The organism is Bacilli bacterium, from assembly GCA_036381315.1.
In the GTDB taxonomy this organism is placed as follows: domain Bacteria; phylum Bacillota; class Bacilli; order Paenibacillales; family KCTC-25726; genus DASVDB01.
The window spans coordinates 1-6,060 of sequence record DASVDB010000041.1; the positions used below are offsets into that span (position 1 = coordinate 1).

3 protein-coding genes, 3 tRNA genes and 1 rRNA gene are annotated in these 6,060 nt (G+C 52.2%); all 7 read right to left on the minus strand.

Translation table 11 applies throughout. The features are described from left to right. Positions 1-327: 327 nt before the first annotated feature. Entirely contained in the window at positions 328-2,109 is a 1,782-nt protein-coding gene (locus tag VF260_03120; protein HEX7056179.1) for a sensor histidine kinase, read from the minus strand. Next, entirely contained in the window at positions 2,106-3,692 is a 1,587-nt protein-coding gene (locus VF260_03125; protein ID HEX7056180.1) for a response regulator, read from the minus strand. The genes VF260_03120 and VF260_03125 overlap by 4 nt, the downstream gene beginning before the upstream one ends. Before the next feature lie 140 nt (positions 3,693-3,832). Then, on the minus strand, positions 3,833-5,341 hold the full coding sequence (locus tag VF260_03130) for a glycosyl hydrolase 53 family protein (GenBank protein ID HEX7056181.1): 1,509 nt from the start codon (positions 5,339-5,341) through the stop codon (positions 3,833-3,835). 217 nt (positions 5,342-5,558) lie between these two features. Continuing rightward, positions 5,559-5,631 (minus strand) — tRNA-Thr (locus VF260_03135). Between the two features lie 16 nt (positions 5,632-5,647). Continuing rightward, a tRNA-Val gene (locus VF260_03140) sits at positions 5,648-5,723 on the minus strand. Positions 5,724-5,739: 16 nt separating this feature from the next. Continuing rightward, positions 5,740-5,813: transfer RNA gene (locus VF260_03145), tRNA-Met, on the minus strand. A gap of 165 nt (positions 5,814-5,978) precedes the next feature. Beyond that, positions 5,979-6,060: ribosomal RNA gene (locus tag VF260_03150) — 23S ribosomal RNA — on the minus strand; the annotation flags it as partial.

Below are 6,060 nucleotides of genomic sequence, written 5' to 3' on the forward strand. Positions count from 1 at the left end.
ACACTCCCAACGGCAAAAACATCAGGTACAGCACTTTATTCCGGCGAAGTTCCGCAATAAAGCCGCCGCTTCGTTTGCTCAGCACACTGTGTTCGACCCGTTCGCCGAGAGCCGCGCCGCTTTGGGTGCCCGAATCCATCCGCATCCACCTCCTTTCAGCGATGGTTCGTTTTTCTTCGCTTCAAATTGTAAAAAAAAGCCCGCGGCGAAAACAGCCAAATACTCTTCGAAATTCTTTGAAAACTTACGATTCATCAAAGCGGACAAAAAAACCGCCCGTCTGTCCAAATCGGACAAGGGCGGCGTGGATGCGGCCGGGAGCCGGCATCATGCGCGAATGCGCAAAGTCGCTCTGGTTCCGGCGTTCGGCGCGCTGTCGAACTGCAAACCGTACTGATTTCCGTAATAAAGACGAATGCGATCCAAAATGTTGCCTACGCCGAATCCCCCCGTTTTCTTGCTCCCGTTCCCCTTGAAAATCGCGGCCAACTGCTCCGCTGTCATGCCGACGCCGTTATCCTCCACGGTAATGATCACATCGTATTCTTCCTTGCGGGCCTGAATGCGGATCGTTCCCCGCTGCTTATCCGTTTCCAATATGCCGTGCAAAATGCTGTTTTCAACCAGCGGCTGCAGTGTGATCTTCGGAATTTTGCAGTCATATAATTCGCACGGCACATCGATGATTAATTCAATTCCGCCGCCAAACCGCCTGTTTTGAATCCTGACGTACGCCTCCACATGCTTCAACTCGTTTTCCAGCGTCACGATGTCCTCTCCCTTGGACAAGCTAAGCCGATAAAAGACCGCCAGTTCATCCACGACCCGGGAGATTTCCTCCGCACCGCGTTCAATCGCCAGCACATTGATCAAATCGAGGGTATTGTACAGGAAATGCGGGTTAATCTGGGCTTGCAGCGCTTTCAGTTCCTTATCCTTAATCTCCGAACCCATCTTGTAATTCTCCGTCATTAAATCGGAAATGCTTTGCACCATCAGGTGAAAATGGTGGGTCAACTGGCCGATCTCGTCCGCGGAAGCGGGGAGACGCGACAGTTCAAAATTGCCCTGCTTGACCTGACGGACGTGGCGGGTGAGTTGGCGAATCCGTTTCGTGGCCGATCCCGCCGCCCAAAACGACAAGGGGAGGGTAAACGGGACAATCAGCAAAAATATGGTGATAAATTGGTTTCGCGTTTGTTGGTTGGATTTCAGAATATCGGAATACGGCACAATAATCGCCAGTTTCATATCGCTGCCCGAAATAGTCCCCAGACCGTACAGCAGCCGCTTTCCGTCCACCAGCAAATGTTCGTCCCACACTTTGCGCGCTTTGTCCAGCTTTCGGTTTTCGTCTGTAAAGGCCGCCAGTTCGTGTGCAGTAAACTGAAAATTGCGGGAAGCGCTCAACACATCGCCGCGCTCGTTGAAAAGAATCCCGGTTGCCCCGGGCGTGAACGAAACATGATCGAGTATGGATTGCAGCACCTCCCGCGACAGGTTCGCTCTGACGATGCCGTTAAAATGCAAAATATCGCGTGGTTTCGGTATTTTTCGCAAAACGGCAACGTCCCCGGCATGCGCAACAGGATCGTTCAACACATCAGACGGCAACCAGATAAACACTTCATGCGCGGATGCGTAATCTTTGAACCACGCTTCTTCGCCGATCCTGTCCATGCGCAAATAATCCTCGGTTTCCGTGGCTGCCGCAAGCCCTCCCCGCATGTACAGCTGCAAGCTGCCGATATCCGGGTTGTTGCGGCTTTGCGCCAATACCCGGGACAATTGATACGAGCCCCATCCCCATTGATTCACATCCGCATATTGCGCCGGATCCGTTTCGATCACCTGCACCACTGTGTCATTGAAAGCAATGAAATTAAGCACCTCATAAACTGCCCGCACCTTGTATTCGATGTAGGATTCCGTTTCGCCCAGCACCTTGTGGGTCGTCATGATCGCCTGTTTTTCGCTGTTTCGTTCCGTCAATGTCAAATGGACGAACAATAAAAGCAGAAACGGAACGGTGATCACCATTAAAAAAGCGGCAAACAGTTTATATTTGATTCCCACGTTTTCCAATATCCGGAGAGGAGCCCGTTTCATTTTCCGATCTTCTCCCGGTATTCCGAGGGTGACAGCCCCGTCATTTTTTTGAAAAATGTCGTAAAATAATTGGCGTCGGCAAAACCGAGCCGGGCGGCGACTTCATATTGTTTCATGTCGGCATCGCTCAGGAGCTCCTTGGCCTTCTCCAAGCGGACCTCCGAGATATACTCTTTAACCGTCTGCCCCTTTTGCTTTTTGAACAGGGAACACAAATACGTTTCGCTCAAATGAACATGCTCCGCGATTTCCGAGATGTTGAAGCCTTTCTCGTGAAAATGCCCGTGAATATAGCGCATGACTTCCAGCAGTTTGCCGCCGTATCCGCTCCCGTCTTTCCGGAAAGGAGCGAGAAACGACAACACGTAATCCTCCAAAGGGGCGATTCCCGGCAAACTGTCGATCTCTTTCCATATATACCTGCGTTCAGCGTCTCCGGTTTGTTCCGTCAATCCTTGCTGTGCGGCGGTTTCCAAAGCAATCAGCAGAAATTGGAAAAACAAGTCGCGAACATGCGGAATATCCAGATCTTTTTGCTTTCGGGCAAGCTCCCCGAACGCCCTGATCAATTGTTCCGCCTGTTCAATCTCCCCTTTGCGGACCGCCTCGCGAAATTGCCTGAGCGATTCGGGGTTTAGCGCAAGCGGTCGACTTACGCCAAGGGATTCGGCAAACATAATGGATGAGTTCTCATTGTAAAATTGCAGGAGACTTGCTGCAGACGCTGTCCTATAAGATTCGGGCAGATGGTATAGCCCGCGAACCGGTTTTCCCACTCCCAGCCCAAACGTAATGGCTCGATCCATTCGCGCGCGCACATCGCCGTAAATTTGCTCAATGACTTGGCGGCCCTCCTGATAGGAGCCGCCGTATTTTCCGGGCAAGAGCAGCACGAGACAATGCCGGGCGTCGAAGCCGCAAAGCGCGCCCAACGAGACGAGCGATGGCATGTCGCTCAGTTTGTACAGCAACTCCTCCCGGATAAATTGTTGATTCTCCGGATCGGGAACTTTCCGGAACAGCGGCGCGACAACCACTGTAAACATCCCGGCCGCCTCAAACGGCAGCGTATGCTGCATGCTCAACAAATCGGCCGTTTCCGCAACCGCCGATCGGTCGATCAAGCGGCGCAGCAATTCCTGCTTGAGAAACGGCAGGCTTCGTTCGTAGCCGGCCTGCAGGTTGCGTTCCGCCGCAATTTGTTCCAACTCCCTCTTTCGCGCCCGGGCAGCCTCCTCAACCGTTTTTTTCACCCGTTCGAGTTGGATTGGCTTTTCAATATAGCTTACCGCTTTTAAATGGATAGCCGACAATAAATACTCCTTGTCGGAAAAGCCGCTAATAAAAATCAGTTTGCACGTCGGATCCGTCCAGCGGAGACGTTTGGCGAATTGAATCCCGTCCATTTTGGGCATGCGGACGTCGCACAGCACAATATCAGGATTCCATTTCTCCGCCTGCTTCAATGCGTCCCTCCCGTCCGCCGCGAGCCGGATTTCGCGAATCCCGATCTCATCCCATTTGATATGTTTTTGCAGCGTTTCCCTCGTTCGGGCTTCATCGTCAACGATTAGCAGCTTCATAAGATCCCTTCTTTCCCTTGGAGGAGAATCAAGACGCCTTCACCGAAAACGGATGTCGCGATTTATGGAACATCAACGGGAAACGGAGGCCTGGCCATTGAGCCAAGCCTCGCCACGACGAAACTCATGATTCGGATACGTTACGGGCTGACAATTTGCCACTGCTGATTCGAACTGCTGCTTTCGCTCCATTGGCCAAGGTCCGACCCGTTGGCGGTGCGGCCCATGCCGTCCAGATATAACCCCGTCGCCCGATTCCTGAATTTGACGTAGCTGCCCACCGTTTCCTGCTGCCATTGTTGATTATAACTGCCGCCGCCGCTCCATTGGCCGGCCGCATCGCCATTCGTTGTGCGGCCCATACCGTCAATATACAACCCGCTCGCGCGGTTTTTGATCTTGACGTAGCTGCCGACGGTTTCGATGATCCATTGCTGGTTGTAGCTGGAACTGTTGCTCCATTGCCCAACGTTGTCGCCGTTGGCGGTGCGGCCCATGCCGTCAATGTACAACCCGCTGGCGCGGTTTTTCAACTTGACATACGTTGCGCCGCCACCGCCGCCGGAACCGGCAAACGCGCCAATGGCCGAAGTGAATCTGAGGACATTGCCGGACACCTTGCTTGTCGCGCCTAACGGGTATCCGTCGGGCAACACGCCGGAATTCGCCTCAGGCTCCCAGTAGAACAATCCGAGGCCGCGTCCGTTTGGCACCGCCAAAAGTTTGCTTTGAACGGCGTTTAGCATATTGTAAGTATTCGACGGCTGGCTTTCCAATCCTCCGACCTCGCAGATGATGACATCCTTGCCGTACCGTGAAACCATATCGTTCATATTGTAAGCCAGGTCATTGATGTTTTGCGTATAATCCACGCCGTCCCAATACGGGTAATACGACATCCCTATGACATCAAATTTGCCGCCGTTCGCGGTCAAATTGTCAAAGAACCATCTGTATAAGCTATTGTCGGCTCCTTTATCCAAATGTACGACGACTTTGGAAGACGGGCTGACCGCTTTTACCGCGTCATAGCCCGAATTGATCAACTGGGCCATGTTGTTGAAATGGTTATAGTCCCCGTCCGGCCACAACAAGCCGCCGCGAATTTCGTTGCCAACTTGTACCCAATCGGGATAAACCCCTTCATCGGCCAATCCGCGCATGATGTCAAACGTATGATTGTACACGTCTGTTTTCAGTTGGGAAAACGAATGGTTCACCCACGCCGAAGGCTTGTCTTGCTTGCCCGGATCCGCCCAATGATCGCTGTAGTGAAAATCGATCATAACTCGCATGCCCATATTTTTGGCGCGCTGCGCCATCCAAAGCACACCGGTTTTGTCTCCGTAACCCAGATATGTGCCGTTCCACTGGAAATTGCTTGGCGGATTGACAAATACCCTCAGTCTGACGGCGTTGACGCCGTTGTCCTTCAGGATTTGCAGCGCATCCTTCTGAACACCGCCGCTATCTTGCCAAACCACCCCATTGTCCTCCAACTGATTCAACCATCCGATATCCGCGCCCTTGGCAAAAAAGGAAGCCGCCTTTACGGGTTCGGGTGTCATCCCGACCGACAAACCGACCCCCAGGACGAGTACCAGGCAAAGAAGGACCGACATTCCGGCTCCCAATTTACTTTGCAACATGATTAATACCTCCCTCTAAAATGCTAAAGCGCTTACAATTCCATTTTAAGTCAGCCTTTTTGAATTTGAACATGACAACTTTAACATTTTCTTTGATTTCCTACTTGGAGCACAGCCCGACGGAAAACGAGGGAGAAAGGCGTATGAAGCCGCAAATGGTTTACAAAAAATAAAAAAACCCCAAACCGCATTTGGAGTAATCGTTTGTATTGCAAAATGCCGTTGAAGGGACTCGAACCCCCGACCCACGCATTACGAATGCGTTGCTCTACCAACTGAGCTACAACGGCACGGCCAATCATATGATGGTGGACGCTGACGGGATCGAACCGCCGACCCTCTGCTTGTAAGGCAGATGCTCTCCCGGCTGAGCTAAGCGTCCAAAAGTGCATTTTGAATAGCGGTGGAGGGCCTCGAACCCCCGACCTCACGGGTATGAACCGTACGCTCTAGCCAGCTGAGCTACACCGCCAAATACCTGTTTGCGCTGCAAACAGGAACAATGAAAAGGACCGATTGCCAAGCGCCATACAGTTGTCACAACAACGCCGCGCCTGTACATGAATCATATATAAACGGCCCTTGTTCCCTCAAAACCGGAAACGAACGAATGGATTCTCCAAAGTGTCTTGCTTGGCAGATTAAGCCCTCGACCGATTAGTATTCGTCAGCTCCACGTGTTGCCACGCTTCCACCTCGAACCTATCTACCTGGTGGTC